This window comes from Azospirillum lipoferum (genome assembly GCF_024170005.1).
Classification (GTDB): Bacteria; Pseudomonadota; Alphaproteobacteria; order Azospirillales; family Azospirillaceae; genus Azospirillum; species Azospirillum lipoferum.
Genome location: NZ_JALJXJ010000005.1, coordinates 245,158 through 269,159, shown reverse-complemented (window position 1 = coordinate 269,159; position 24,002 = coordinate 245,158). Strand labels below are relative to the sequence as shown.

General features: G+C 66.6%; 21 protein-coding genes and 1 pseudogene. 8 read left to right on the top strand and 14 right to left on the bottom strand.

What is annotated here, in order from left to right; all coding sequences use genetic code 11:
* Nucleotides 1-2: 2 nt before the first annotated feature.
* The 13 genes from J2848_RS13690 to J2848_RS13630 form a co-directional block, all read right to left on the bottom strand.
* Nucleotides 3-1,034 carry an ABC transporter substrate-binding protein gene (locus tag J2848_RS13690; RefSeq protein ID WP_149231534.1) on the bottom strand — a complete coding sequence of 344 codons (1,032 nt, stop codon included), beginning with the start codon at nucleotides 1,032-1,034 and terminating at the stop codon, nucleotides 3-5.
* 173 nt (nucleotides 1,035-1,207) lie between these two features.
* Nucleotides 1,208-2,017, bottom strand: coding sequence for an HAD family hydrolase (locus tag J2848_RS13685; RefSeq protein WP_149231533.1), 810 nt, complete (start codon nucleotides 2,015-2,017; stop codon nucleotides 1,208-1,210).
* The gene (locus J2848_RS13680; protein WP_149231532.1) at nucleotides 2,014-2,928 is read right to left on the bottom strand and encodes a TauD/TfdA dioxygenase family protein; all 915 of its coding nucleotides are present in this window, start codon (nucleotides 2,926-2,928) and stop codon (nucleotides 2,014-2,016) included. The genes J2848_RS13685 and J2848_RS13680 overlap by 4 nt, the downstream gene beginning before the upstream one ends.
* Before the next feature lie 9 nt (nucleotides 2,929-2,937).
* A complete protein-coding gene (locus tag J2848_RS13675) occupies nucleotides 2,938-3,972 on the bottom strand; it encodes an ABC transporter substrate-binding protein (protein WP_246193867.1) in 1,035 nt (344 codons plus the stop codon).
* Between the two features lie 187 nt (nucleotides 3,973-4,159).
* Nucleotides 4,160-5,266, bottom strand: a complete 1,107-nt coding sequence (locus J2848_RS13670) for a CMD domain-containing protein (protein ID WP_149231530.1) — start codon at nucleotides 5,264-5,266, stop codon at nucleotides 4,160-4,162.
* Nucleotides 5,263-6,720: an NAD(P)-binding domain-containing protein gene (locus J2848_RS13665; protein ID WP_149231529.1), complete on the bottom strand. Its 1,458-nt coding sequence runs from the start codon at nucleotides 6,718-6,720 to the stop codon at nucleotides 5,263-5,265. The genes J2848_RS13670 and J2848_RS13665 overlap by 4 nt, the downstream gene beginning before the upstream one ends.
* Nucleotides 6,721-6,749: 29 nt before the next feature.
* A complete protein-coding gene (locus J2848_RS13660) occupies nucleotides 6,750-7,478 on the bottom strand; it encodes an ABC transporter ATP-binding protein (RefSeq protein WP_149231528.1) in 729 nt (242 codons plus the stop codon).
* 14 nt (nucleotides 7,479-7,492) lie between these two features.
* Nucleotides 7,493-8,398 carry an ABC transporter ATP-binding protein gene (locus tag J2848_RS13655; RefSeq protein ID WP_149231527.1) on the bottom strand — a complete coding sequence of 302 codons (906 nt, stop codon included), beginning with the start codon at nucleotides 8,396-8,398 and terminating at the stop codon, nucleotides 7,493-7,495.
* Nucleotides 8,399-8,405: 7 nt separating this feature from the next.
* Nucleotides 8,406-10,244, bottom strand: a complete 1,839-nt coding sequence (locus tag J2848_RS13650; RefSeq protein ID WP_149231526.1) for an ABC transporter permease — start codon at nucleotides 10,242-10,244, stop codon at nucleotides 8,406-8,408.
* Between the two features lie 20 nt (nucleotides 10,245-10,264).
* Nucleotides 10,265-11,446, bottom strand: a complete 1,182-nt coding sequence (locus J2848_RS13645; RefSeq protein WP_149231525.1) for an ABC transporter substrate-binding protein — start codon at nucleotides 11,444-11,446, stop codon at nucleotides 10,265-10,267.
* A 30-nt stretch (nucleotides 11,447-11,476) separates the two neighbouring features.
* Nucleotides 11,477-12,664 (bottom strand): ABC transporter substrate-binding protein, encoded by a 1,188-nt coding sequence (locus J2848_RS13640; RefSeq protein WP_149231524.1) that lies wholly within the window; start codon nucleotides 12,662-12,664, stop codon nucleotides 11,477-11,479.
* 168 nt (nucleotides 12,665-12,832) lie between these two features.
* Nucleotides 12,833-14,464, bottom strand: coding sequence for a chaperonin GroEL (gene groL / locus J2848_RS13635; protein WP_149231523.1), 1,632 nt, complete (start codon nucleotides 14,462-14,464; stop codon nucleotides 12,833-12,835).
* 86 nt (nucleotides 14,465-14,550) lie between these two features.
* Entirely contained in the window at nucleotides 14,551-14,844 is a 294-nt protein-coding gene (locus tag J2848_RS13630; RefSeq protein WP_149231522.1) for a co-chaperone GroES, read from the bottom strand.
* A 282-nt stretch (nucleotides 14,845-15,126) separates the two neighbouring features.
* On the opposite strand from J2848_RS13630, the pseudogene J2848_RS13625 reads away from it, so the two are divergent.
* Nucleotides 15,127-15,936, top strand: a pseudogene (locus J2848_RS13625) (aminotransferase class III-fold pyridoxal phosphate-dependent enzyme); the annotation flags it as partial.
* Nucleotides 15,937-16,164: 228 nt separating this feature from the next.
* Here J2848_RS13625 and J2848_RS13620 read toward each other — a convergent pair.
* Nucleotides 16,165-16,788: a TetR/AcrR family transcriptional regulator gene (locus J2848_RS13620; protein WP_149231520.1), complete on the bottom strand. Its 624-nt coding sequence runs from the start codon at nucleotides 16,786-16,788 to the stop codon at nucleotides 16,165-16,167.
* Between the two features lie 113 nt (nucleotides 16,789-16,901).
* On the opposite strand from J2848_RS13620, the gene J2848_RS13615 reads away from it, so the two are divergent.
* The 7 genes from J2848_RS13615 (at nucleotide 16,902) to J2848_RS13585 (ending at nucleotide 23,991) form a co-directional block, all read left to right on the top strand.
* The gene (locus tag J2848_RS13615) at nucleotides 16,902-17,996 is read left to right on the top strand and encodes a polyamine ABC transporter substrate-binding protein (protein ID WP_149231519.1); all 1,095 of its coding nucleotides are present in this window, start codon (nucleotides 16,902-16,904) and stop codon (nucleotides 17,994-17,996) included.
* 110 nt (nucleotides 17,997-18,106) lie between these two features.
* Nucleotides 18,107-18,970: an ABC transporter permease gene (locus J2848_RS13610; RefSeq protein ID WP_149231518.1), complete on the top strand. Its 864-nt coding sequence runs from the start codon at nucleotides 18,107-18,109 to the stop codon at nucleotides 18,968-18,970.
* Entirely contained in the window at nucleotides 18,970-19,761 is a 792-nt protein-coding gene (locus tag J2848_RS13605; RefSeq protein ID WP_149231517.1) for an ABC transporter permease, read from the top strand. Before J2848_RS13610 ends, J2848_RS13605 begins: the two co-directional genes overlap by 1 nt.
* Nucleotides 19,758-20,870: an ABC transporter ATP-binding protein gene (locus tag J2848_RS36135; protein WP_149231516.1), complete on the top strand. Its 1,113-nt coding sequence runs from the start codon at nucleotides 19,758-19,760 to the stop codon at nucleotides 20,868-20,870. Before J2848_RS13605 ends, J2848_RS36135 begins: the two co-directional genes overlap by 4 nt.
* Before the next feature lie 4 nt (nucleotides 20,871-20,874).
* Nucleotides 20,875-21,627, top strand: coding sequence for an MBL fold metallo-hydrolase (locus J2848_RS13595; RefSeq protein ID WP_149231515.1), 753 nt, complete (start codon nucleotides 20,875-20,877; stop codon nucleotides 21,625-21,627).
* Entirely contained in the window at nucleotides 21,624-23,048 is a 1,425-nt protein-coding gene (locus J2848_RS13590; RefSeq protein ID WP_149231514.1) for an aldehyde dehydrogenase family protein, read from the top strand. The genes J2848_RS13595 and J2848_RS13590 overlap by 4 nt, the downstream gene beginning before the upstream one ends.
* A gap of 16 nt (nucleotides 23,049-23,064) precedes the next feature.
* Entirely contained in the window at nucleotides 23,065-23,991 is a 927-nt protein-coding gene (locus J2848_RS13585; RefSeq protein ID WP_246193866.1) for a DNA polymerase beta superfamily protein, read from the top strand.
* Nucleotides 23,992-24,002: the final 11 nt, after the last annotated feature.

Below are 24,002 nucleotides of genomic sequence, written 5' to 3'. Positions count from 1 at the left end.
CCTCAGCTCCCGGCGCCGGCATGCAGGTCGTCGAAGAAGTAATCCTTCCAGGAGGCCGGCTTGTTCTTGATCGCGCCGACCTTGTGCATGAAGTCGGCGAAGGCTTCCGTCCGGTTCGGGGTGACGGTGAAGCGGATGTCGGAGTCGTTCAGCAGGCGCAGGATATAGGCCTTGTCCAGGCTGCCCTTGTTCTGTGCCAGATAGGCGTCCGCCGCGCCATCGTGGTTGGCGTTGATATAGTCCATCGCTTCCCGGAGCGCGTCGAGGAAGGCCCGGTAGGTCTTCGGGTTCTCGTCGCGGAAGGACTGCTTGCTCCAGATCAGGTTGAAGCTGTGCGGACCGCCCAGCACGTCGTAGGAGCTGACGACCTTGTGGATCTTCGGGTCGTCCAACTGCTGGTACTGGAAGGGCGGGCTGGAGAGGTGGGCGGTGATGCCGCCACTGCCTGACAGCAGCGCTGCCGTCGCGTCCGGGTGCGGCATCGACACCGTCAGCTTGTCGAGCGCGTCGTATTTGCCGGCACCCAGTTCCTTCTCCGCCGCCATTTGCAGGATGCGGGCCTGGACGCCGACCTTCACCGCCGGCAGCGCAATCTTGTCGGCATCGGTGAAGTCCTTCAGCGACTTGACCTTGGGATTGGCGGTGGTCAGGAACAGCGGCATGTCGTTGAGCGACGCGATCGCCTTGACGTTGGCGTTGCCCTTGGTGCGGTCCCAGATGGTCAGCAGCGGGCCGACGCCGGCGGAGCCGAGATCGATGCTGCCGGACAGCAGTGCGTCGTTCATCGCCGCCCCGCCCGACAGCTGGACCCAGTCGACGGCAATGTCGAGGCCCAGCGCCTTGCCGTGCTTCTCGATCAGCTGGTTGTGGCGCAGCACATGCAGAGGCAGATACCCCAGACCATATTGCTCCGCGATGCGGATCCGCCCCTCGGCAGCAGCCGGCGTGGCGATGGCCGACGTCATCAGCAGCCCCAACACCGACGCGGCGATCGCCGCGACGGCACGGCGGCTGGGGCGTTCTGGCTGTCGCATGGTGATGCTCCCCTATAACTCCATAAATCTACTAGAATTTAGGGGAACATGATTCAGTGCGAGCGTCAATGGTGTAAAATTATCGGAAGGCCCGAATATATTTTACATGGTGATGCCGCTGTTTCCGGTGAGGCCTCATCCGGCAAGGGTGGCGTGGCCAGGGAAAGGGTCGATCAGGGCTCCCGACGGTCTCGTGCCGCGAGCAGCGCGTCGGCCAGTTCGACGAAGCCGTCACCGCCGGGGCCGCGTGTGATCCAGGCCGGTGGCCGGGGGATGTCGGACAGGAAATCGATGACCGTGCTGACGCCGACGGAGGTCGGGAAATGGGCGAACATCGGGGCGTCGTTGACCGAATCGCCGGCATAGGCGACGGCATCCGGTGTCGCGTCGATGTCGAGGCCGTGAACATCGCGCATCACCCGGCGCGCCATGCCGAGCTTGTCGTAGCCGCCGAACCAGCCGAGCACCCACAAGGAATTGACCGTCACCTCCGCCCCGGCGGCCTGGAAGTGCCGGACCAGCGCCGTCCGCAATCCGGGATCGGACGGGACGCGGAAGGCGAGGCTGCACAGGCGGAACGGCTGGTCGCTCGCCAGTTCCACCTGCGGAAGGTCGGCTTGGATTGTCTGGCGCAGGCGCTCCAGCCGTCCGGCCGCCACCGTCCGCTCCTCCTTCCCGTGCCAGAAGCGGCGCTCGACGTCGTCATCGTCGGTGCGGCGCAGGAAAAGACCGCCGTTTTCGGCAATCACCCCATCCACCGGCCACATGCGCGCCATCTGGTCGGCCCAGCCCGCCGGGGCGGCGGTGACAGGCAGCACCGGAATTCCGCCGTCGCGCAGCCGCTCGATAGCGTCATAGGTACGGGCGGACAGGCGGCCCTCGTGGGTCAGCGTGTCGTCCATGTCGGTCAGGACGAAGCGCACGCGGGCCAGGGCCGCTGCCGGCGCCTTCGCCAACGGACGCAGGGCGGCGATGACGGTCATGCCGCCTCCGTCTGCTGCCGGTCCTGCTGCCGGCCCGGGCGCCGGCCTGGGCGCCGGTCGGCCGGCACGGCGATCTGGGTGCGGTGCATGCGGCGGCGCTGGTCGTCGGGGAAAGGGTCGCGGCGGTGCATGGTCCAGCGATTGTCCCACATCACCAGATCGCCGACCCGCCAGTGGTGGTGCCAGGCAAGCTCCGGCCGCACCGCCGCCGCCCAGATTTCGTCGAGCAGGGCGTCGCTCTCCGTCACCGACAGGCCGGGGATGTGGGCATGGGGCCGGCGGCCGAGCAGCAGTGCCCTGGCCCCGGTCACCGGGTGGGCGATGACCAGCGGATGCACGGTGCCGGGCGAGGTGGCGACATCGGTCGGCGGAGCGAAACCCTGGCGCAGGTAGCCGCCGCTGTTGGTGGTGCTGTCATGCTTGATCGACAGCCCCTCCACCCGCCGTTTCAGCGGTTCGGGCAGGGCGTCATAGGCGGCGAACATGCTGAGAAAGCCGGTGTCACCACCCTCGGCCGGCACCTCGAGTGCATAGAGGCTGCTCGCATAGGGCGGCGTCTCCAGATAGGTCATGTCGGCATGCCACACCGACTCCCCCGCCCCAAGAGCGCCGATGGGACGGCCATTCTCCGTGATGTTGGAGATAACGTAGACCTCCTCGCAGCCCGGCGCGTGCAGCCGTCCGTTCTCGGTGATCGGTGCCTTGTCGAGTGGACCGAAATGGCCGGAGACGCGGACAAGGTCGGCATCGGACAAGGTCTGGTCGCGGAACACCAGCACCAGATGACGGTCCAGCGCGTCGGCCAGCGCCGACGCCGCGGCGGGGCTGAGCGGCTGTGACAGGTCGAGGTCGCGGATTTCGGCGCCCAGCGTGGGCGAGACCGGATGGACGGTGAAGTCGGGGTCGGACATGTCGGGACCTCAGCTGCCGGTGCGGTCGTGGATGTCGGCGAAGAACAGGTCGCGCCAGTCGGCCGGCCTGTTGCGGATGGAGCCGATGCGCGCCATGAAGTCGGTGAAGGTGCCGATGCCGCGCGGGGCAAGGTCGTAGGAGATCTCCGGATGCGCGATCATCGCCGCCACCTCCTCCACGCCCAGCTTGGAATTCTCGATGCGGATGTAGGCGCGGGCGGCCTCCTGCGGGTCGGCCTTGATTTGCGCCACCGCCTCTTCCAACGCCGCCAGCACCGCCTTGGTCAGCTTCGGGTTCGCATCATGGAAGGCGGTGGAGGTCCACAGCGCGCTGAAGGAGGCCGGGCCGCCCAGCACGTCGTAACTGCTCAGCACCTTGTGGATCTTGGGATCGCGCAGCTGCTGGTCCTGGAAGGGAGGGCTGGTGAAATGGGCGGTGATCTCCGTCCGGCCGGACAGCAGGGCTGCGGTGCCGTCAGGATGGGCCAGCGAGACGGTCTGGGAGTCGAGCCTTGCATGCTGGCCGGGACCGAAGGTCTGCTCCGCCGCGATCTGCAGCACGATGGCCTGGTAGGAGGCGCGGACCGACGGGACGACGATGCGGTCCTTCTCGGTGAAGTCCTTCAGGCTCTTCACCTCAGGCCGGTTGGTGTTGAGATAGGCCGGCTGGGCGTTCAGTGCCGCAAGACCGCGCAGGTTGGCGTTTCCCTTCGTTTTATCCCAGGCGATGATGAAGGCGGGCACCCCGGCCGCACCGAAATCCGCGTTGCCGGACAGGGTGGCCTCGGTGATCGTCGTCGGGTTGCCGAGCGGGGTGTAGCTGGCCTTGACCTCTCCCAGCCCGGCGGTGCGCGCCTGCTTTTCCACCAACCCCTTGTCCTGCATGACGTAGAGCGGCAGGTAACCGAGACCGAGATTGCGGGCGAAGCGGACTTCCGTCGCCTCCGCCAGCACCGGAGCCGGCATCAGGATGGCGACCCCGGCGGCCAGCAGCAGAGCGGCGCCGAGCCTGGAGTGGCGCCTGATGGAAAAGGGCTTGGTCATGGTGTGTCTCATTGGGCGGATCTCACCAGGGTCGATCAGATGACGTGGAGGTGATGGGCGCCGTCGCGCTTCAACCGGCCGAAACGGCGCGTCACGAATTGGGCGGCGTATGGTGCGCTTCTGCGTCGACGCGTTTGATTTTGACAGGTCAGGATCAAACGCCACTGGTATGACAACACGGAGCCGATCAGCGCACAGGCTCCCCCAGGCTCAGCATAAGGCGGTTGGCCCAGGAGAAGATGGCGACCGCCAGGATCAGGTCGAGAATTTCACCCTCTTCCAATCCGGCTCGGCGAAGCTCCGCAACGTCTTCTGCCGCCAGGGAAGCGGGCGTGGCCGTCAGGCGGGCGGCGGCGACGGAGAGCGCCTGCTGGCGCGGGTCGCCCAGCCCGGCGATCCCTTCCACGAACAAAGCGTCGACCACTTCCCTGCCGCCGGTCAGCTCCACAAAGCGGCGGGCGTGGACGGAAGCGCAATAGACGCAGCCGTTCAGCACCGACTCAACGGCCGTCACCAGTTCGCGCTCCGCCCGCGGCAGGCCGCGCGGGGCGTACATGATGCCGTTGAACAGCGGCGTGCGATGGAGCAGCGCTTCGGGTTCATGCGCCAGCACCAGCGAATAGGCGCCGATCGCCGTGTTCGACGGCGTCACCGCCAGCGCCACGCGTTGTTCCTCGCTGGCATTCTCCAGCACCACGGGCGGGAGCCATGGCTTCCAGTCCAGGACGTCGGTGGTGAAACCGATCGCCGGATCGGCCGGGACCGGAGGGCCGGACGGCGGATCGCCTTGCCGTGAGGCTGCACTGCCCGCCTTCAACGCGTGCAGTCCGGCCAGCAGCCGGACTTGATAGTTCACCAGCGCGATCAGCTGCGACAGCGCGACAATGCCATGGGCGTCCAGCCCCGCATCCTCCAACGCACGCAGATGCTGCGGCCGGGAATCGCGCGGGGAGAGGGTGACACGCTCCGCATGGGCGATCAGGGCCGGGCGGGCACCGGCGCCACCGGCAAGCCCGCGGTAATGGGCGGCAAGCGCCTCATCCCCAGCCAGCGTGGCAATGCGTTCCGCCACAGCGGCACGCTCGGAGGCGGGAAACAGACCGGGCCGCCGCGGCGCCAGCAGGGCGTCGTGCGCAGCCTGGGTGCGGGTGCGGATTTCCGCCCGGCGGGCACGCAGCACCAGCAGCGGAGAGGCATCGGACAGGCCGGCCAGCTGGTCGATCAGGTCGGGGACGATCCGGTCAGGGACGGCCTGGGCGATCCTGCCGCCGGCATCGATGGTGGTGGCGCTCATCGGAAGTCCTCCGCTTCGGTCCATTCGTCGCCCAGCAGTTCCGGCGTCTCGAACCCGATCAGCCGCTGCCAGTGGTGGTCGTAATCCTCGGTGAACAGCGCCGCGGTGATGCTGTCGGCCAGACGCTCCGCCCCGGCGCTGATGCCGGGGATGTCGCCCGTCACCTTGCCGTGGCTCAGCACCGCGGCGTAGTTGAAGGCATGGATGCGGTTCAGCCAGGGCGCCTCGCCGGGGCGGCGCTCCAGAAACTCGAAATCCGGCCCCAGATAGGGATGCAGGGCGAACTCACTGTTCTCATGGCCGGGCAGGACATAGCGGTCGCGCCACAACAGGGTATGGCGGGCGATCTCCGCCAGTTCCGGCCGCTGCGCCCAGTCGACGGAAAAGCCGGTGGCGAGGATGACATGGTCGACCGTGACCGCGCCTCTGCCGGTGCGCAGCGCCAGACGGTCCCCCTCCTCCTGCGCAGCCTCGATCGGGCAGCGGGTCAGCAGGGCGAAGTTGGAATGGCGGGAACAGCGCAGCATGGAATTGTGCGGCGCCGGCACGCCGGTGTCGGCGATATACTGGTTGTAGGCCCAGCGCCGCTCGTCCGACAGGGTGTGGAAGCCCAGCACAATGCCGGGATGGCCGGCGCCCAGCCCTTTGTTGATGCGCGGCAGCTCCGCCCGGCGGACCAGCATGTAGACTTTGGCGGCGCCACGCTCCAGCGCTTCCGCCGCATTGTCCACCGCGCCAGCGCCGGCACCGAGCACCGCCACCGTCCTGTCCTTCAGGGCGGCGAAGTCGATGGCCTCGTGGGCATGGCTCCAGAACCGTTTGTCCACCGCCTTCCAGAATGGCGGGACGAAGGGGCCGCCCAGACCGTCGCGCCCGTTGGCCAGGATCACCCGGCGCGCCCGCACCCGCTGCACCCCCTCCGGCCCGTCGAGGTCGAGGGACACGCCATCGGCATCGCCGGAAATGGCGGTCAGCGCGGTGTCGTTCTGCACCGGTGGGTTGGTGACGCGCCGGTACCAGTTCAGGTAATCGAGCCATTGCAGGCGTGGGATGCGGTGCAGAACCTCCCAAGCGGCAAGGCCGAACTGTGCCTCGTACCAGGCGCGGAAGGTCAGGTTGGCGAAGCCCAGCGCCGGCCCGGTCAAGCTCTTGGGCGAGCGCAGCGTCTCCATGCGGGCATAGGTCGCCCACGGCCCCTCGCGCCCGGCGGGTGCCCGGTCGAACAGCCGGATGTTGGCGATGCCAACCTTGCGCAGGGCGAAGGCGGCGGTCAGCCCGGCCATGCCAGCGCCGACGATGGCGACGTCCAGCACGCCGTCGCGCGGCGGCACCCAGTCGGCCGGCGGCAGGGCGAGAATGTCGAGATCGCGGGCAAGCCGGGACTCCAGCTCCGCCAGGGAACGGGGACTGGGGTCTGCAACGGTGGAAGGCACGGTGGAACTGTCCTTGGTCATCGGAATGGGGTCCTATCGGAAATGCGGCGTCAGGCGGCCTGGGCACCGCCCAGATAGGCGTCGCGAATCTGCGGGTCGCGGGCGAGGGCGGCGGCGGCACCGGACAGCACGATGCGCCCGGTCTGCAGCACATAGCCGCGATGGGCGATCTGCAGGGCGAGGCTGGCGTTCTGTTCCACCATGAAGACACTGACGCCCTGCCGGTTGATGGTCTGGATCATCTCCAGCACGCGGTCGACATGCAACGGCGAAAGGCCCATCGTCGGCTCGTCCATCACGATCAGGCGGGGCCGACCCATCAGGGCGCGGGCCATCGCCACCATCTGCTGCTCGCCGCCAGACAGGGTGCCGGCCTGCTGGGCATGGCGCTCGCGCAGCTTGGGGAAAAGGTCGAGGATGCGCTCGTAATCCTCCGCCACCGCGTGCGCGTCACTACGGGTGTAGGCGCCCATCAGCACATTCTCGCGCACCGTCATGGTGCCGAACAGGCGGCGGGATTCCGGGACCGAGCCGATGCCGCGCCGGACGATCTGCGGCGTGGTCAGGCCGGTCAGCGGCTGGCCGTCGAAGACCACCTCGCCGGAGCGCGGCTTCAGCAGCCCCAGGATGACTTTCATCGAGGTGGATTTGCCGCTGGCGTTGCCGCCCAGCAGACAGACGATCTGCCCGCGCGGCACCTCCAGCGACAGGTCGAAATGGACCTGCACCGGGCCATAGAAGCTGTTCACGCGGTCGAGCCGCAGCAAGGCGTCGGTCATTCCGCCGGTCCCCCTCAATGCGCGACCAGGATGCGGGAGGCGTCGCCCTCCGCATCCCGCCCGCCGTCCTGGTTCGCGCTGTCCTGATTGGCGGCCCCCACCGCCTTATGGCCGAGATAGGCCTCGATCACCGCCGGATCGCTGGCGACGGCAGCCGGCAGCCCTTCGGCGATGCGGGCGCCATGGTCCATCACCACCACCCGGTCGGACAGCTGCATGACGAGGTCCAGCTTGTGCTCGATCAGCAGGATGGTCAGGCCACGCGCCTTCAGGCTGCGGATGATCTCCAGCATTTCCGCCGTCTCGGTCGGGTTCATGCCGGCGGTCGGCTCGTCCAGCAGCAGCAGGCGCGGATGCAGGGCCAGCGCGCGGGCGATCTCCACCCGGCGGCGGTTGGCGTAGGACAGGCTGTGCGCCGGCTTGTCCAGGCGCGGGGTCAGCCGCTCACCGAACAGGGCGATGATCTCCTTGGCCTCGGCACGCAGCCGCTCCTCCTCGGCCCGGACCGACGGTGGCCGGATCAGGGCGAGCGCCAGCTCGACCAGCGGACCCACCACCGGAATCCGCGGCTTCACCGCACGCAACCGGGTGTGGGCACCGACCAGTACGTTGTCGAGCACGCTGAGGTTGCCGAACACCCGGCCGTGCTGGAAGCTGCGGGCCAGTCCGAAAGAGGCCAGCCGTTCGGCGGTGAAGCCGGTGACGTCGCGCTCCTCGAAGGTGACGGTGCCGGCATCCGGCGCATCAAGGCCGGAAATCAGGTTGAACAGGGTGGTCTTGCCGGCGCCGTTCGGGCCGATGACGCTGACCAGTTCCCCCTCCCCCACCGTCAGGGACAGGCCGTTGACCGCGGTCAGCCCGCCGAAGCGGCGGGTCAGGCCGGTGATCTCAAGCAGGGGTTTTTTCGGTTCGTTCGCCATGGCGTCCTCACACCGTTCCCAGAAGGCCCTGCGGGCGGAAGCGGATCAGCAGCAGCAGGACGACGCCGTAGATCAGCATGCGGTATTCGGCCGCTGCGCGGAACAGCTCCGGCAGCCCGACCAGCACCGCCGCCCCCAGCACCGCTCCGGCGACATTGCCGAGCCCGCCGAGGATGACCATGGTCAGCGCCAGCATCGACACCGGCGCCGGAAAGGTCTCGTGGTTGATGTAGGAGTAGAAATGCGCCATTAGCGCGCCGCCCACCCCGGCGATGAAGCCCGCCACCGCGAAGGCCAGCCCCTTGTAGCGGTTGAGGTCGACGCCATAGGAGCGCGCCGCCACGTCGTCCTCGCGGATCGCCCGCAGCGTGCGGCCGAGATGGGAGTTCAGCAGGCGGGATTGCAGCGCCGCGAAGGCCAGCAGGACGGCCAGCGGCACCCAATAGACCCACTGGCCGCTGACCAGCGGCTTGCCCGCAACCGACAGCGGCGGAATGCCGGTGACGCCGATCGGGCCGCGGGTCAGGCTTTCCCAGTTGAGGATGACCAGCGTCACGATCTCGCCCACCGCCAGGGTGGCGATGGAGACGTAATGGCCGCGCAGCCGGAAGGCGGGATAGACCAGCGCCGTGCCCAGCGCCGCCGCCACCAGCCCGGCCAGCGGCACCGCCAGCAGCACCGGCACCCCGGCATCCAGCGCCAGCAGCGAGGAGGCATAGGCGCCGATGGCGAGCAGCCCGGCATGGCCGAGCGACACCTGCCCCACCGTGCCGGCGACCAGCGTCAGGCTGAGCGCCAGCAGGGCGTAGAGCCACGCATTGCCCAGCGTCTGCAACAGGTAGGGCTGCTGCACCGCCAACGGCAGGGCGAGCGCCAATGCTGCCAACCCCCAAACGGCCCATTTCGGCAGGACCAGCGGCCGGCTGGGGGCGATGAAGGTGCCGGTCAGCGGCTCCGGCGGCAGGCGGCGGGCCTGGGCGAACAGGCCGTTGGGCCGCAGCACCAGGATCAGGATCAGCGCCACGAAAGCGAACAGGTTGCGGTAGCTGGTGCCGAACAGGGCGATGCCGTAGCTCTCGATCAGGCCGAGCAGCAGGCTGCCGGCGATGGCGCCCGGCACATTGCCGACGCCGCCGATCAGCTGGGCGACGATGCCCTTCAGCCCGGCCTGGAAGCCCATGTTGGGATCGATGGTGTTGTAATACATGCCGACCAGCAGGCCGCTGACCCCGCCCAGCGCCGAGGCGATGGCGAACACCGTCCGGTTCACCTTGTCGACGTCGACGCCGCACTGCTGCGCCGCGTCGCGGTCGAGCGCCGTCGCCCGCACCGCCCAGCCCAGCTTGGTGAAGCGCAGGAAGCCGTAGAGCAGCCCAGCGCTGCCGATGCCCACCCCGGCGATCAGCAGGTCGAGCGCGCCGATGCTGCCGCCGCCGATGGCGATCCGCCAGGTCGGCAGCTGGGTCGGCAGCGCGCGCGGGTCGGGGCTGAACAGCAGCTGCGCCGACTGGTCGAGCACCACCGACAGGCCGATGGTGGCGAGCAGCGGGGCGATGCGCGGGGCGTTGCGCAGTGGGCGCAGGCCCACCCGCTCGATCACCGCCCCCAGCAGCCCGCAGCCGGCGGCCACCGTGACGAAGGTCACCGGCAGCGGCAGATTGAGCTTCGTCACGCACAGCCAGCCGATATAGGCGCCGACCATGTAGACCGAGCCATGCGCAAAGTTGATCAGGTGCGAGACGCCGAAGATCAGCGCCAGCCCGACCGCCAGCAGCGCATAGATGTTGCCGATGACCAGCCCGTTGATCGTGTAGTCGAGCCACGGGCCGAGAGTGGTTGGAAACACGATGATCGGTCCTTCCGGCGTCAGTTCGAAACCTTGGCCGTACCCGGCTCCCACAAGGCAAATCCGCCGTTCTTCACGACGAGCCGCGTGCTCAGCGGCTTGTCGACGCGGCGGGTCTGCGGATCGAAGCGGACGGTGCCATAGACGACGCTCGGCGCATCCTTGACGGTGGCGAGCCCGTCGCGGACGGCGGTGCGGTCGGTGCCGCTCTGCCGGATCACGGTCGCCAGCAGCAGAAGCGCGTCGTAGGCGCGGCTGGAATAGGCATCCGGCTCGATACCGTATTTGCCGGTGTAGGCCTTGACGAAGGTCTGGACCTCCGGCCGCGGGTCGCCGGGGAAGAAGGGGGTGGTGGTGTGGACGCCCTCGACCGCCGCCCCGCCCAGTTCCAGGAACTTGGGCGAATAGACCGACCCGGCGGCGACCACCGGCTGGGTCAATCCGGCCTCGCGCAGCTGGCGGGTGATCTGGGCGCCGTCGGCATAGTAGGAGACCAGGACGATGCCGTCCGGCCTGGTGTCCCGCACCCGCACCAGGGCGGAGCGGAAATCCTTCTCGTCGGCCAGATAGCCCTCGGCGCCGACAACTTCCGCCCCGCGCTCCCTGGCCGCCTTGGCGAACAGGTCCTTGCTGGTGCGGCCCCAGTCGTTGTTGATGAACAGCAGGGCGACGCGCTTCAACCCCAGCGCCGTCACCGCATAATCGGCCAGGACCGGCATCTCCTCCGCCTGATTGAGCGCGTTGCTCCAGACGAAATCGCCGCCCCTGGTGAAGTCGGGGTGCGAGTTGGTGAAGCCGAACTGCACCAGCCCGCCATTCTGGTAGATCGGCGAGGCCGCCATCGATGCAGCACTGGTGAAGTCGCCCAGTTCGGCGACGATGCGGCTGTCGGCGACGAATTTGCGGGCGATGGCGACGGTCTGCTTGGGATCGCTCTGGCTGTCCTCGAACTGGACGCGCAGCGGCCGGCCCTGGATGCCGCCGCCGGCATTCACCTGCTCCAGCGCCAGATCGAAGCCGCGCTGCCACTGCGCGCCATACTGCGCGTACTGGCCGGTCAGCGGCCCGCTGACGCCGAGCACCACCGGTTCCTTCGCCGGATCGGCGGGCTGCGAGAAGGCCGGCTGGACGACGCCGAGCGCGGTCAGCAGCGACAGGGTGCCGGCAACCAGGGCGGTGGAACGGAGGATCAGATCGAGCATGGAAATCGCTTTCAGACGCTGAAATTCGGATCAGTTGGCGGCGGCGGGAACGCTGCCGTCCCACAGGGCGAAGGCGCCGTCCTTGACCACCAGCTTGACGTTGCGCACGCCGGACACGCGGCGGGTTTCGGGATCGAAGGTCGCCTTGCCGAAGATGACGCTGGGGATGTCCTTCACACGGGGGAAGGCGTCGCGGATCGCGGTGCGGTCGGTGCCGCCGGCCTCGATCACCCGCTGCGCCACCAGCACCGCGTCATAGGCGTAAGCGGAAAAAGCGTCCGGCTCCTCCTGGTACTTCGCCCGGTAGGCGGCGACGAAGCCCTGCACTTCCGGACGAGGTTCGGCTGGAAAGAAGTTGGCGCGGGTGTGGACGCCGTTGACCGCCTCGCCGCCCAGTTCGAGAAACTTGGGCGAATAGACCGACCCCACCGCGACCACCGGCTGGTTGAGGCCGACCGGCTTGAGCTGCCGGGCGATCGCCGCCCCGTCGGCATAGTAGGAGATCAGGACGATGCCATCGGGGTTGGCCTCGCGCACCCGCACCAGGGTGGAGCGGAAATCCTTCTCGTCGGGCAGGTAGCCCTCGGTGGCGACGACCTCCGCCCCGCGTTCCCTGGCCGCCTTGACGAAGATGTCCTTGCTGGTGCGGCCCCAGTCGGTGTTCAGGTGCAGCACCGCCAGCCGTTTCAGCTTCAGCGACGTCACCGCGAAATCGGCGACGTTCGGCTGCTCCTCGGCCTGGCTGATGGAGTTGCTCCAGATGAAGTCGCCGCCCTTGGTGAAGTCGGGGTGCGAGTTGGTGAAGCCGAACTGCACCAGCCCGGCCCGCTGGTAGATCGGCGAAGCCGCCATCGACGCCGGGCTGGAGAAGTCGCCCAGTTCGATCAGGATCTTGGGATCGGCGACGAATTTCTGCGCGATGGCGATGGACTGGCGCGGGTCGTTCTGGCTGTCCTCGAACACATAGCGTAGCGGACGGCCCTTCACCCCGCCGGCGGCGTTGATCTGGTCGAGCGCCAGATCGAAGCCCTTTTTCCATTGCGCGCCATACTGCGCGCTGGGACCGGTCAGCGGCCCGCTGACCCCGAACCACAGCGGCTCGCCAGCGGCCTCCGCCGCGTTTGCCAGTCCGCCGGACATTGTGATGCAGGCGAGCGCCAAGCCCCCAGCCAGGGTGTCGAACAGCACTGAACGTCGCGAAAGCTTAGGCTGGGACATGGCGTCGTCTCCACTCGGGGCACGAATTCAAAAAAGGCCGCCGCCCGGAACCGGGGCGTGGACCCGCTGACGGGCGGCGGCTTCAGGCACGGGAGGACGGGATACCGACGGGGCGCTGCGCCGGAAGGACATTGGTCACGGCGCCCGCCGGCACCCGGACGGTCGCGATCAGAAATCGTAACCGCCGCCGGCCCCGGCCGGTGCCGCCGGGGACTTCGGTTCCGGACGCTCGACGATCAGCGCCTCGGTGGTGATCAGCAGGCCGGCGACCGACGCCGCATCCTGCAGGGCGATGCGCACGACCTTGGCCGGATCGATGATGCCGGCCTTCAGCAGGTCGGTGAACTCGCCGGTCTGCGCGTCGTAGCCGAAGGCGGTGTCGCCCCCCTCCAGCAGCTTGCCGACGATGACCGAGCCGTCGGCTCCGGCATTTTCGGCGATCTGGCGCACGGGGGCCTGAAGCGCGCGGCGGACGATGTCGATGCCGACGCGCTCGTCGTCGTTGACCGGGACCACCGCGTCGATGGCGCGGGTGGCATAGAGCAGGGTGACGCCGCCGCCCGGAACGATGCCCTCGGCGATGGCGGCGCGGGTGGCATGGACGGCATCGTCCACACGGTCCTTGCGCTCCTTCACCTCGACCTCGGTCGAACCGCCGACGCGGATCACCGCGACGCCGCCCGACAGCTTGGCCAGCCGCTCCTGCAGCTTCTCGCGGTCGTAGTCCGAGGTGGTTTCCTCGATCTGGGCGCGGATCTGGGCAATGCGGGCGTCGATGGCCTCGCGACCGCCGGCGCCGTCGATCACCGTCGTCTCCTCCTTGGCGATCACCACCCGCTTGGCGGTGCCGAGATCGGCCAGCGAGACGGTCTCCAGCTTGATGCCGATATCCTCGCTGATCACCTGCCCGTTGGTGAGGATGGCGATGTCCTCCAGGATCGCCTTGCGGCGGTCGCCGAAGCCGGGCGCCTTCACCGCGGCGATCTTCAGCCCGCCGCGCAGCTTGTTGACCACCAGGGTCGCCAGCGCTTCGCCTTCGACATCCTCGGCGATGATCAGCAGCGGACGGGAGGACTGCACCACCGCCTCCAGCACCGGCAGCAGCGGCTGCAGGCTGGACAGCTTCTTGTCGTGGATCAGGATGTAGGGGTTGTCGAAATCGACGACCAGCTTCTCGGCATTGGTGACGAAGTAAGGCGAGAGATAGCCGCGGTCGAACTGCAGCCCTTCGACGACGTTCAGTTCGGTTTCCAGGCTCTTGGCCTCCTCCACCGTGATGACGCCGTCGTTGCCGACCTTGGCCACCGCCTCGGCGATGATGGCGCCGATGGCGCGCTCGCCATTGGCGGAGATGGTGCCGACCTGCGCCACCTCGTCGTTGGTGGAGATGGTCTTGGCCCGCGCCTTCACGTCGGCGATCACCGCGGCGACGGCGCGGTCGATGCCGCGCTTGAGATCCAGCGGGTTCAGTCCGGCGGCGACGGCCTTGGCACCCTCCCGGACGATGGCCTGGGCCAGCACGGTGGCGGTGGTGGTGCCGTCGCCGGCCAGATCGGCGGTCTTCGACGCCACCTCGCGCACCAGCTGCGCGCCGAGATTCTCGAACTTGTCGGCCAGTTCGATCTCCTTGGCGACCGACACGCCGTCCTTGGTGATGCGGGGGGCACCGAAGGATTTCTCGATCACGACGTTACGGCCCTTCGGGCCCAGCGTGACCTTCACGGCATTGGCGAGGGTGTCGACGCCGCGCAGGATGCGGTCGCGGGCATCGGCAGAGAATTTGACGTCCTTGGCGGCCATGGCGATGTCCTTTTTATCGAGGTCTTTTTTGGGTGGGTTCCAGCGGAAACGGGCGGGTTTGCTCAGGCGCCCCCTCAGGCGGCCCCTCAGACGGCCTCGACCACGCCGACAATGTCGGATTCCTTGATGACCAGCAGATCCTCGCCCTGCACCTTGATCTCGGTGCCCGACCATTTGCCGAAGACCACCCGGTCGCCGACCTTCACGTCGAGCGGATGGATGCGGCCCTGGTCGTCACGCACGCCGGGGCCGACCGCGATCACCTCGGCCTCCTGCGGCTTCTCCTTGGCGGTGTCGGGGATGATGATCCCGCCCTTCGACTTCTCCTCCTGCGCCACACGGCGGACGACGACGCGGTCGTGCAACGGACGGAACGCCATTCCTGATCTCTCCTCGTTCGAGCTTGGTTTGGGGTCGTGTGCGGCGCCCCGCATTCACCATAGGAGGAGAGCTTAATCACTCTTTATTCCTACTGTAAAGATAGTGATTTTAGTTTTTATTATACAATTTACTATTGTTATTTTTTGTCGAGCCGGAACGGCCGGCACCCGCCTCATTTAAAAAGCTCAACAGAATCAAAAGCATTCCAAAATTGATGAGGCGGCACCGCGATATTTTAAGAAAAAATAAGCACCAACACGCGCTATCTGCATCCGGAAACCGTGAGGCTGGGCGAACGGCTGTCGGCGACGCTTCCGGACGGTCTGGATACCTGGTTCTTCGTCTGCATGGGCTCGGAAGCCAACGATCTTGCGGTCAGGATGGCTCAGCTCGTCACCGGCAGAAGCGGCGTCGCGGTGATGGGGCACAGCTACCACGGCAACACCTCCGTTCTCGCCCCGCTTTCCCTGCTCGACTATGACATCGCGGACAAGCCGGACTGGGTCGAGGCTCTGCCGCCGCCAAATGTCTATCGTGGCCTCTATCGCGCCGGAGACTCCGACCTCGGCGCCCGCTACGCCGCTCATGTCCCGGAGGCTGCCGGGCGCCTGCGCGCCAGAGGGCGACCCATGGCGGCATTGCTGATGGATTCGATCTTCGACGCCAATGGCGCACTGGTTCCGCCGCAGGATTACATGCGCCTCGCCTACGACGAGGCCCACCGCCTGGGCGCGCTGACGATCGCCGACGAGGTGCAGATGAGGTTCGCCCGGTCGGGAACCCACATGTGGGGCTTCCAAGCCTATAACGTTCGCCCCGACATCGTCACGATGAGCAAGCCGATGGGCAATGGCCACCCCATCGCGGCCGTCGTGACGCACCGGGAGATCACTCTGGAGTTCCAGCCGAGGAATGGATACTTCAACACCTTCGGCGGAAATACCGTGTCGGCCGTGGTCGCCAACGCCACGCTCGACGTTCTTCAAGGCGATGCTCTCCAGGACAACGCGCTACGGGTGGGCACATGCTTGGAGACGTCGCTGAGAAACATGATGCAGCGCCATGAACTCGTGGGCCACATCCACGGGCGCGGCCTTTTCTACGAGGGTCGAACTCGTGGAGGACCGTGTCACCCAAAAGCCGGCGAAACTCGCCGCACGTTGGGTGCGAGAACGAATGAAGTCGCTGAACGTCCTCCTCGCCTCGTCGGGCCCGTTCGGCAACATCATAAAGATAAGACCCCCGCAATGCCTCGACATTCACGAAGCGAATGCCTGTCTCGCGGCGCTCGAACAATCTCCCGCGGAAGTCCGATCTGTTCACACCATGGGGCGGCTGATCAACCGGGCAAGTGGCCGATTCTGACGCAGGACGCGCTCCTTCAGGATCTCCAGCGTCATGGCTTCATCCTTGACGTATTCGATGAACATCATGTTGAGGTTGTTGAAAACCATCTGGCCCACGGCGACGGCGTCGATGTCGGGGATGATCACGCCGTGCCTCTGCAGCTTCTGGATCAGTGTTGAAACTTGATCGCACAGCTTGACGTCGAGTTCGGTGTACCGGCGGCTGAACGGGCTTTCCGGTTGCTGGATCGAAATCGCCATCGCCGTGCGCCACATCGCCTTGCTGAAATAGACGAGCGAGTGGTCGAAATATTGGTTAATGAGCGACTGCAGGGCGTCGAGCGCCGAGGTGGGCGGAGCCTCGACGATGGCCTTGCCCGATTCCAGCACCTCCTCAACTTCCATGGAGACCGCGGCGACCAGGATGTCTCCCTTGTTTTCGTAATAATTATAAAGGGTTCCTGGCGACACCCCGACTCTCTCGGCAATGTCCTCGATGCGCGTGCTGTCATAACCGGCGTCGCGGAACAGGGTGGTCGCCGCCTCCAGGATGCGCCGATTCCGGTCCGCCTTCTGCCTCGCGCGGAGCCCCGCCATATCGAATCCTTAAATGTTGAACGCATTCAGATTTCATATTGACGCAAAACTGAATCCATTCAATCTTTTTGTGAGGGCGCGAACGGGAGCGCCGCCGAGCGGAGAGCGAAACGATGAATCCTGCATTGGAAGGCGCGTTGGCGCGCCGGCTTCTGTCTTCGATTGCCGTGCTGTCGTTGGGCGCCATGTCCGCCATGATAGGGACCGCGCCCGCCGCCGCGCAGACCACGCTGAATGCACTCGTCTGGTGCGATCACACCGATCCGGCGCTGATCGAACCGTTCGAGAAGGCGAACAACGTCAAGGTCAACCTGAAGGAATACGAAGGCACCGGCACGGCGCTGTCGATCATCAGCCAATCGCGCCCCGGCGACTGGGATGTTCTTGTCATCGACGGCGTCGACGTGCAGCAGGCGGTCGACAAGAACATCCTCGGCGAACTCCCGGCGGGGACGCTGCCGACCGCCGACATCTTCCCGGAAGTGCGCATGGAGGCCAACAACACGCGCAACGGCAAGACCTACGCGGTCACCGAGAAATTCGGCTACAACACGGTCTCCTACGACAAGGCCAAGGTCGATCCCGCCGACATGCGTGACATGTCGAAGCTCTGGTCGGACACGTACAAGGGGCGGATCGCCGTCTACGACTATTATCTGCCGATGATCGGGCTGACCGGCATCGCGCTCGGCAAGGCGACCGCGGACCTGAAGGAGGCCGATCTGCCGGCGATCCGGTCCAAGCTGTTCGATCTCAAGAAGAACGCCAAGCAGGTGAGCGACGTGGTGTCGTCGCAGACGGCGCTCGCCACCGGCGAGGTCGACATCGTCTTCGGCGGCGGCGAATGGCTGACGGCCGGCCTCGTCAAGGACAAGCCCAATCTCGACTGGGTCATTCCCGATCAGGGCGCCGTCCGCTGGGCGCAGTCGATCGGCGTCATGAAGGACTCGACCCGCAAGGAACTGGCACTGAAGTTCGTGCAATATATCGTCAGCCCCGAGGGGCAGGCGCGTCTGGCGACGTCCGCCTGCTATTGGGCCATGCCCGCCAACCAGAAGGCCGGCGCGCTGCTGACGGAGACGCAGAAGACCGCGCTGCGCTGGAACGAGCAGGCGGACTATCTGAAGAAGACGCAGCTCTATCCGATCCCCACGCCGGAACTGGACGCCAAGATGCAGGATGCCTGGACCGAGATGCTGCAGAAGTAGCCTCCGGTGACGCGAGGGTTGCGTCTGGACGACGATGGCGGCGCTCCGATCCCATTCTCCCCGCCAGCCGGCGGGCGGGACCGGAGGCCGACGGCACGGAGCTAGCGCCGATGACGGCTCGATCCCTGAAAGATAAGGAACAGCGCAAGGCCTGGGCGTTCGTCGTCCCGGCGCTTGTGTGGACGCTCGCCTTCTTCGTCACGCCCTTTCTGTTCATGGTCGCGATGAGCCTGTGGACACAGCAGGGCGGCATGATCGTCCAGAGCTGGACGCTGGCGAATTACCTCGCCTTCTTCGAAAAGAGCGCCCTGTTCAAGGGGTTGGTCAACTCGCTGGAGATCACGGCGATCGTGACCGTCCTGTCGGTGCTGCTCGCCTATCCGCTCGCCTGGATCATCGCCGAACGGGTGCCGCGGCGGTTCCAGCGACTGGCGCTGACGCTGGCCGTGCTGCCTTTCTGGACCTCCTATGTGGTGCGGTCCTATTCCTGGCTGCTGGTTCTGTCGAAGACCGGCGTCATCAACCAGACCCTGATGCAGATCGGGTTGATCGGCCAGCCGCTGGAGCTGGCGAGCAACCGGACCGCGACCGTCATCGGCTTCGTGCATTTCTTCGTCATGCTGCTGACGCTGACGATCTATGCCAACCTCGTGCAACTGTCGCCGAACTACCGGCGGGCGGCTGCCGATCTGGGCGCCAACGGGCTCCAGACCTTCTGGCATGTGATCCTGCCGCTGACCTTGCCGGGCATCATGACCGGCGCGTTCCTGACCTTCGTGCTCTGCATCGGCGACTATGTCACGCCGCAGATCCTCGGCGGCAACAACGAGCTGGTCCTGCCGCAGATCATCATGCTGCAACTCGGCCGCCGCGCCGATTTCCCGATGGCCGCGGCCCTGTCCATCATCCTGATGCTGGTGATCACCGCCGCCTACATCGCCTGCGCGCGCTGGCTGAAGATCGAGAGGGCCTGATGACGCGCAAGCTTCTCGCCGCCCTGGCATCCTGGCTCTACGCCGCCCTGCTCTTCGGCTTCATCTTCCTGCCGGTCGTCGTGCTGGTGCTGTTCTCCTTCCAGGACGGACGTCTGCCGGTGCCACCGTTCAACGGCTTCTCGCTGCGCTGGTACGAAGCGGTGTTCGCCGACGGCAAGCTGATGGCCGCGCTGCTGCATTCCTTCCTGGTGGCGACGGTCTCGTCCCTCGTCGCCTGTCTCTTCGGCTTTCTCGCCGCCTATGCGCTCGCCCGCTACCGGCTGCCCGGCTCGGCATTACAGCGCGGGCTGCTGATCGCGCCGATGACCGTCAGCTACCTGATCATCGCGCTCGGGCTTCTGACCGTGCTCAACGCGCTCGGCGTCGGGCTGTCGCTGTGGACGGTCGGCATCGGCCATGTGGTGATCAACCTGCCGCTCTGCTTCGCCCTCATCTACTCGTCGATGGGCGCGCACCACGTCAACATCGAGCGCGCCGCCCGCGATCTCGGTGCCGGCGAGGTCAAGGTCATGCTGCTGGTGACGGCGCCGATGCTGCTGCCCTCGCTGCTGGCGGCATTCTTCCTGTCGGTGACCTTCAGCTGGGACGAGTTCATCATCGCGTTCCTTCTGTCGCGCTTCGACGTGACCTTGCCGGTCGAGATCTGGAGCCTGCTGCGCTCCGGTCTCAACCCGAAGACCAATGCCATCGGATCGCTGGTCTTTCTGGTGTCGGTCAGCGTGCTGATGGTGCTGGAGCTGTGGCTGTTCAGAAGGACCAGGAAATCATGACCGCGCCGGTTTCAATCATCAATGCCACGAAGACCTTTGTCGGCTTCACCGCGCTCGACAATGTCTGCCTCGACATCGCAGCCGGCGAGTTCATCGTGCTGCTCGGGCCGTCCGGCTGCGGCAAGACCACGCTTCTGAGCATCCTCGGCGGCTTTCTCTCGCCGACCTCGGGCCGCGTCATGATCGGTGGCAAGGATATGACCCATGTCGCGCCGGCCAAGCGGCCGACGACGACGATGTTCCAGGACTACGCGCTGTTTCCGCACATGCGGCTGAAGGACAATGTCGGCTTCGGTCTCAGGATGCGCGGTGTCGCCAGGGCCGCGCGCGACGAGCGGGCGAAGGCGCTGCTCGATCTCGTCGGCCTCAAGGAGTCGGCCGAGAAGAAGCCGCATGAGCTGTCCGGCGGCCAGCGCCAGCGGGTGGCGCTGGCCCGCGCCCTGGCGGTCGATCCCGACGTGCTGCTGCTCGACGAGCCGCTCGGCGCGCTCGACCTGCAGCTTCGCCGCCAGATGCAGGATGAGTTGAAGGCGATCCAGAAGCGGGTCGGCACCACCTTCGTGCATGTCACCCACGATCAGGAGGAGGCGATGGCGATCGCCGACCGCATCGCGGTGATGAATCGGGGGCGTGTCGAGGATTTCGGCCCGCCGGCCGAGATCTACATGCGCCCGCGCTCCCTGTTCTCCGCCGGCTTCCTGGGCGAGACGAACTTCCTTCCCGGCGTGGTCGAAGCGCTGGATGCGGCGACGGCCAAGGTCGTGACCGCGATCGGTGACCTTGTGCTTCCCCGGCGCAACTTCACCGCCGCGGAACCCGACCCGGGACAACAGGTGACGCTCTGCATCCGGCCCGAACATTTCCGCCGCGCCGGCGAGGCCGTCCGTCCGCTCACGCCGCTCGGGCAGGCACGCATCGCCGATGCCGCCTTCTTCGGCACCCATTATCGCTGTCATCTGAAGCCCGCCGCGGCCGGGGATCCGGCCGGGGACCTGACCATCATGGCGCATATGCCGCCGTCGGCGATGGTCGCGGACGGCCAGGACATTGTGCTCGCGGTCAATGCCGAGGATGTCGTCGCCCTGCCCACCCCGGCCGGGAGGGCCTGATCCGATGGAGCGTGCCCGCGCCGAAGACTGGTATGCGCTGCGCCGTCTCGATGACGGCATCACGGCGATTTCCGAGCCCTTCATCCAGGAATTCTACCGCTGCAACATCTGGCATGTGCGCGGCCGGGACCGCGACATGCTCGTCGACAGCGGCATGGGCGTCGTCTCGCTGCGGGACTGGGTGCCCCTTGTCACCGAACGCGCCGTGATCGCGGTGGCCAGCCACACCCATTTCGACCATATCGGCTGCCATCACGAATTCGACTGCCGCGCGGTGCACGCCGCCGAAGCCGAAATCATGGCCGGTCCGACGCGCGCCAACACGCTCGCCGCCCCCTATGTCAGCGACGGCATCTTCGACAGGCTGCCGCCCGAACCCTATTGCTCGACCTGCTATGCGGTGAAGAAGGCGCCGGCGACCCGCATCCTCCAGGACGGCGACAGGATCGACCTGGGCGACCGCAGCTTCGAGATCATCCATACGCCCGGCCATTCCCCCGGCGGCATCGCGATCTGGGAGGAAAGGACGGCGACCCTGTTCTCGGGCGACATCCTCTATGACGGGCCGCTGATCGAGGACACCTATCATTCGAATGCCGAGGACTATCTGGCGTCGATGGAGCGGCTGCTGAAGCTCCCCGTGCGGGTGGTGCATGGCGGACATTTTCCCAGCTTCGGCGGCGAGCGCTTTCGCGAACTGATCACCGGCTGGCTGAATGACAAACAGAAACATCTTCAACGGGAGGGAGAGCAATGATCGACCGGCGGAAATTCTACATCAATGGCGAATGGGTCGCCCCGCTTGCGATGAACGACCGGCAGGTTCTGAACCCGGCGACCGAGCAGCCGATTGCCGTGATCTCGATGGGGACAGCCGCCGACATCGACCGCGCCGTCGCCGCGGCGAAGACGGCCTTCGTCCCCTACAGCCGCACCAGCGTCGAGGAGCGTCTGGCGCTGCTGGAGGCTTTGCTGTCGATCTACAAGCGCCGGTACGAGGAGATGGCGCAGACGATCACGCTCGAACTCGGCGCGCCGATCAGCATGAGCCGGGAGCAGCAGGCCGATGTCGGCGTCGGCCATCTCCAGGGCTACATCGATGCCTTGAAACGGCTGTCGATGCGCGAGGTGCTGCCGAACGGCGATGTCGTCCTGCGCGAACCGGTGGGTGTCTGCGGGCTGATCACGCCCTGGAACTGGCCGATCAACCAGATCGTCCTGAAGGTCGGCGCGGCGCTGGCGACCGGTTGCACCTGCGTGCTGAAGCCGAGCGAGCTGACGCCGCTCAACGCCATGCTGTATGCGGAGATGATCGAGGAAGCCGGCTTTCCCGCCGGCGTCTTCAACCTCGTCAACGGTGACGGTCCCGACACGGGCGCGGCGCTGTCGAGGCATCGGGATGTCGACATGATGTCCTTCACCGGATCGACCCGCGCCGGCATCGCCGTCAGCAAGGACGCCGCCGACACCGTCAAGCGCGTGACGCTCGAACTCGGCGGCAAGTCGCCGAACATCCTGTTCGAGGATGCCGACCTCGAAGACCGCGTCGCCGGCAGCGTTCTCGAATGCTTCAACAATTCCGGCCAGTCCTGTGACGCGCCGACGCGTCTTCTGGTGCAGAGGTCGGTCTATGACCGGGCTGTCGAGATCGCCAGACGCGTCGGGGAAGAGGTCAAGGTCGGCAATCCCGCCGAGGAAGGTCCGCATGTCGGGCCGCTGGTCAGCGACGTCCAATATGGCCGGGTTCAGGCACTGATCGAGGCGGGGATCGCCGAAGGGGCCCGGCTGCTCGTTGGCGGTGCTGGAAAGCCGGAGGGCTTCGAGACCGGCTATTTCGTCAGGCCGACGATCTTCGCGGACGTGGACAACACCATGCGCATCGCCCGCGAGGAGGTGTTCGGACCGGTGCTGGCGATCATCCCATTCGACGGCGAGGAGGAGGCTATCGAGATCGCCAACGACACCGAGTACGGCCTTGCCGCCTACATCCAGACCGGCGATCCGGCCCGTGCGGAACGGGTGGCAAGCCGGCTGCGCGCCGGCATGGTGCATATCAACGGGGCGCCGCACCGCTACGGCAGCCCGTTCGGCGGCTACAAGCAATCGGGCAATGGACGCGAGGGCGGCCGGTTCGGTCTGGAGGATTTTCTGGAGATCAAGACGCTTCACCGGCCCTAGAGTCTGTCTGGTTAAGGTGCGTTTTCTGTATATCCGGCCGCTCGACCGCTATCTGACCCTGACCAGGGAACGGGACGTCATCGAACTGCCCATCGAGGACGATCTCGACATCAACGGCTGGGACATCGCCAAGGCGCTCACCCTGCTGGGCAAGGCGAATCCGGTCCTGTTCGAATGGTTGGCCTCACCCATCCGGTACCGTGCCGACGAGGAGCCGGTGCGGATGGTACAGGCGTTCGCCGGCCGGGTCGCCCACCGGACGGCGGCGACACACCATGACCGGAGCCTGGCCGCCGGCAACCTGAGACGTCACATCGACGGCCAGGACCGGGTCCGCCTGAAGAAATACTTCTACGGCATTCGGAACCTCCATGTCCGCACCATCTCCGGATCCGTCCCCTGGCTCTCCGCCCATCCCCCGTTGGAGTGGAACGTGGAGCTTGCCCGCTGGCTCGACGAGCGTTTCAGCTTCGCCCGGCCCAGCCGCCGGCAGGCCGGCACACCGGACATCCCGCGTCCCAGCCGGCGCCCGGCCTTCGGCACGGTGGAGGACCGCACCTTCGGCGTCCTGCTCGACAGTTCAGGATCGATGGACCGGGTCCTGCTGGGCAAGGCGCTGGGCGCCATCGCCAGCTATGCCACGGCCAAGGATGTCCGCCATGTCCGGGTGGTGTTCTGCGACGCAGCCACCTACGACCAGTGCTATGTCGACGTGCTGGAGATCGTCGGCCGCCTGACGGTGCGCGGACGCGGCGGCACCGTGCTGCAACCCGGCATCGACCTGCTGGAGGATGCCGAGGATTTCCCCAGGGACGCCCCGCTGCTGGTCATCACCGACGGATACTGCGACACGATGTCCATCCGCCGCGACCACGCCCTGCTGATCCCGGCCGGCGGGCACCTGCCCATCGTGCCAAGGGGGCCGGTGTTCAGGGTGAGATAGCTTTTCATATT

What these genes read in the sequence shown, in the direction of transcription:
- J2848_RS13690 (WP_149231534.1), bottom strand. Translation starts at nt 1,034, where the DNA reads ATGCGACAGCCAGAACGCCCCAGCCGCCGTGCCGTCGCGGCGATCGCC.
- J2848_RS13685 (WP_149231533.1), bottom strand. Translation starts at nt 2,017, where the DNA reads ATGACCGTCATCGCCGCCCTGCGTCCGTTGGCGAAGGCGCCGGCAGCG.
- J2848_RS13680 (WP_149231532.1), bottom strand. Translation starts at nt 2,928, where the DNA reads ATGTCCGACCCCGACTTCACCGTCCATCCGGTCTCGCCCACGCTGGGC.
- J2848_RS13675 (WP_246193867.1), bottom strand. Translation starts at nt 3,972, where the DNA reads ATGACCAAGCCCTTTTCCATCAGGCGCCACTCCAGGCTCGGCGCCGCT.
- J2848_RS13670 (WP_149231530.1), bottom strand. Translation starts at nt 5,266, where the DNA reads ATGAGCGCCACCACCATCGATGCCGGCGGCAGGATCGCCCAGGCCGTC.
- J2848_RS13665 (WP_149231529.1), bottom strand. Translation starts at nt 6,720, where the DNA reads ATGACCAAGGACAGTTCCACCGTGCCTTCCACCGTTGCAGACCCCAGT.
- J2848_RS13660 (WP_149231528.1), bottom strand. Translation starts at nt 7,478, where the DNA reads ATGACCGACGCCTTGCTGCGGCTCGACCGCGTGAACAGCTTCTATGGC.
- J2848_RS13655 (WP_149231527.1), bottom strand. Translation starts at nt 8,398, where the DNA reads ATGGCGAACGAACCGAAAAAACCCCTGCTTGAGATCACCGGCCTGACC.
- J2848_RS13645 (WP_149231525.1), bottom strand. Translation starts at nt 11,446, where the DNA reads ATGCTCGATCTGATCCTCCGTTCCACCGCCCTGGTTGCCGGCACCCTG.
- J2848_RS13640 (WP_149231524.1), bottom strand. Translation starts at nt 12,664, where the DNA reads ATGTCCCAGCCTAAGCTTTCGCGACGTTCAGTGCTGTTCGACACCCTG.
- groL (WP_149231523.1), bottom strand. Translation starts at nt 14,464, where the DNA reads ATGGCCGCCAAGGACGTCAAATTCTCTGCCGATGCCCGCGACCGCATC.
- J2848_RS13630 (WP_149231522.1), bottom strand. Translation starts at nt 14,844, where the DNA reads ATGGCGTTCCGTCCGTTGCACGACCGCGTCGTCGTCCGCCGTGTGGCG.
- J2848_RS13620 (WP_149231520.1), bottom strand. Translation starts at nt 16,788, where the DNA reads ATGGCGGGGCTCCGCGCGAGGCAGAAGGCGGACCGGAATCGGCGCATC.
- J2848_RS13615 (WP_149231519.1), top strand. Translation starts at nt 16,902, where the DNA reads ATGAATCCTGCATTGGAAGGCGCGTTGGCGCGCCGGCTTCTGTCTTCG.
- J2848_RS13610 (WP_149231518.1), top strand. Translation starts at nt 18,107, where the DNA reads ATGACGGCTCGATCCCTGAAAGATAAGGAACAGCGCAAGGCCTGGGCG.
- J2848_RS13605 (WP_149231517.1), top strand. Translation starts at nt 18,970, where the DNA reads ATGACGCGCAAGCTTCTCGCCGCCCTGGCATCCTGGCTCTACGCCGCC.
- J2848_RS36135 (WP_149231516.1), top strand. Translation starts at nt 19,758, where the DNA reads ATGACCGCGCCGGTTTCAATCATCAATGCCACGAAGACCTTTGTCGGC.
- J2848_RS13595 (WP_149231515.1), top strand. Translation starts at nt 20,875, where the DNA reads ATGGAGCGTGCCCGCGCCGAAGACTGGTATGCGCTGCGCCGTCTCGAT.
- J2848_RS13590 (WP_149231514.1), top strand. Translation starts at nt 21,624, where the DNA reads ATGATCGACCGGCGGAAATTCTACATCAATGGCGAATGGGTCGCCCCG.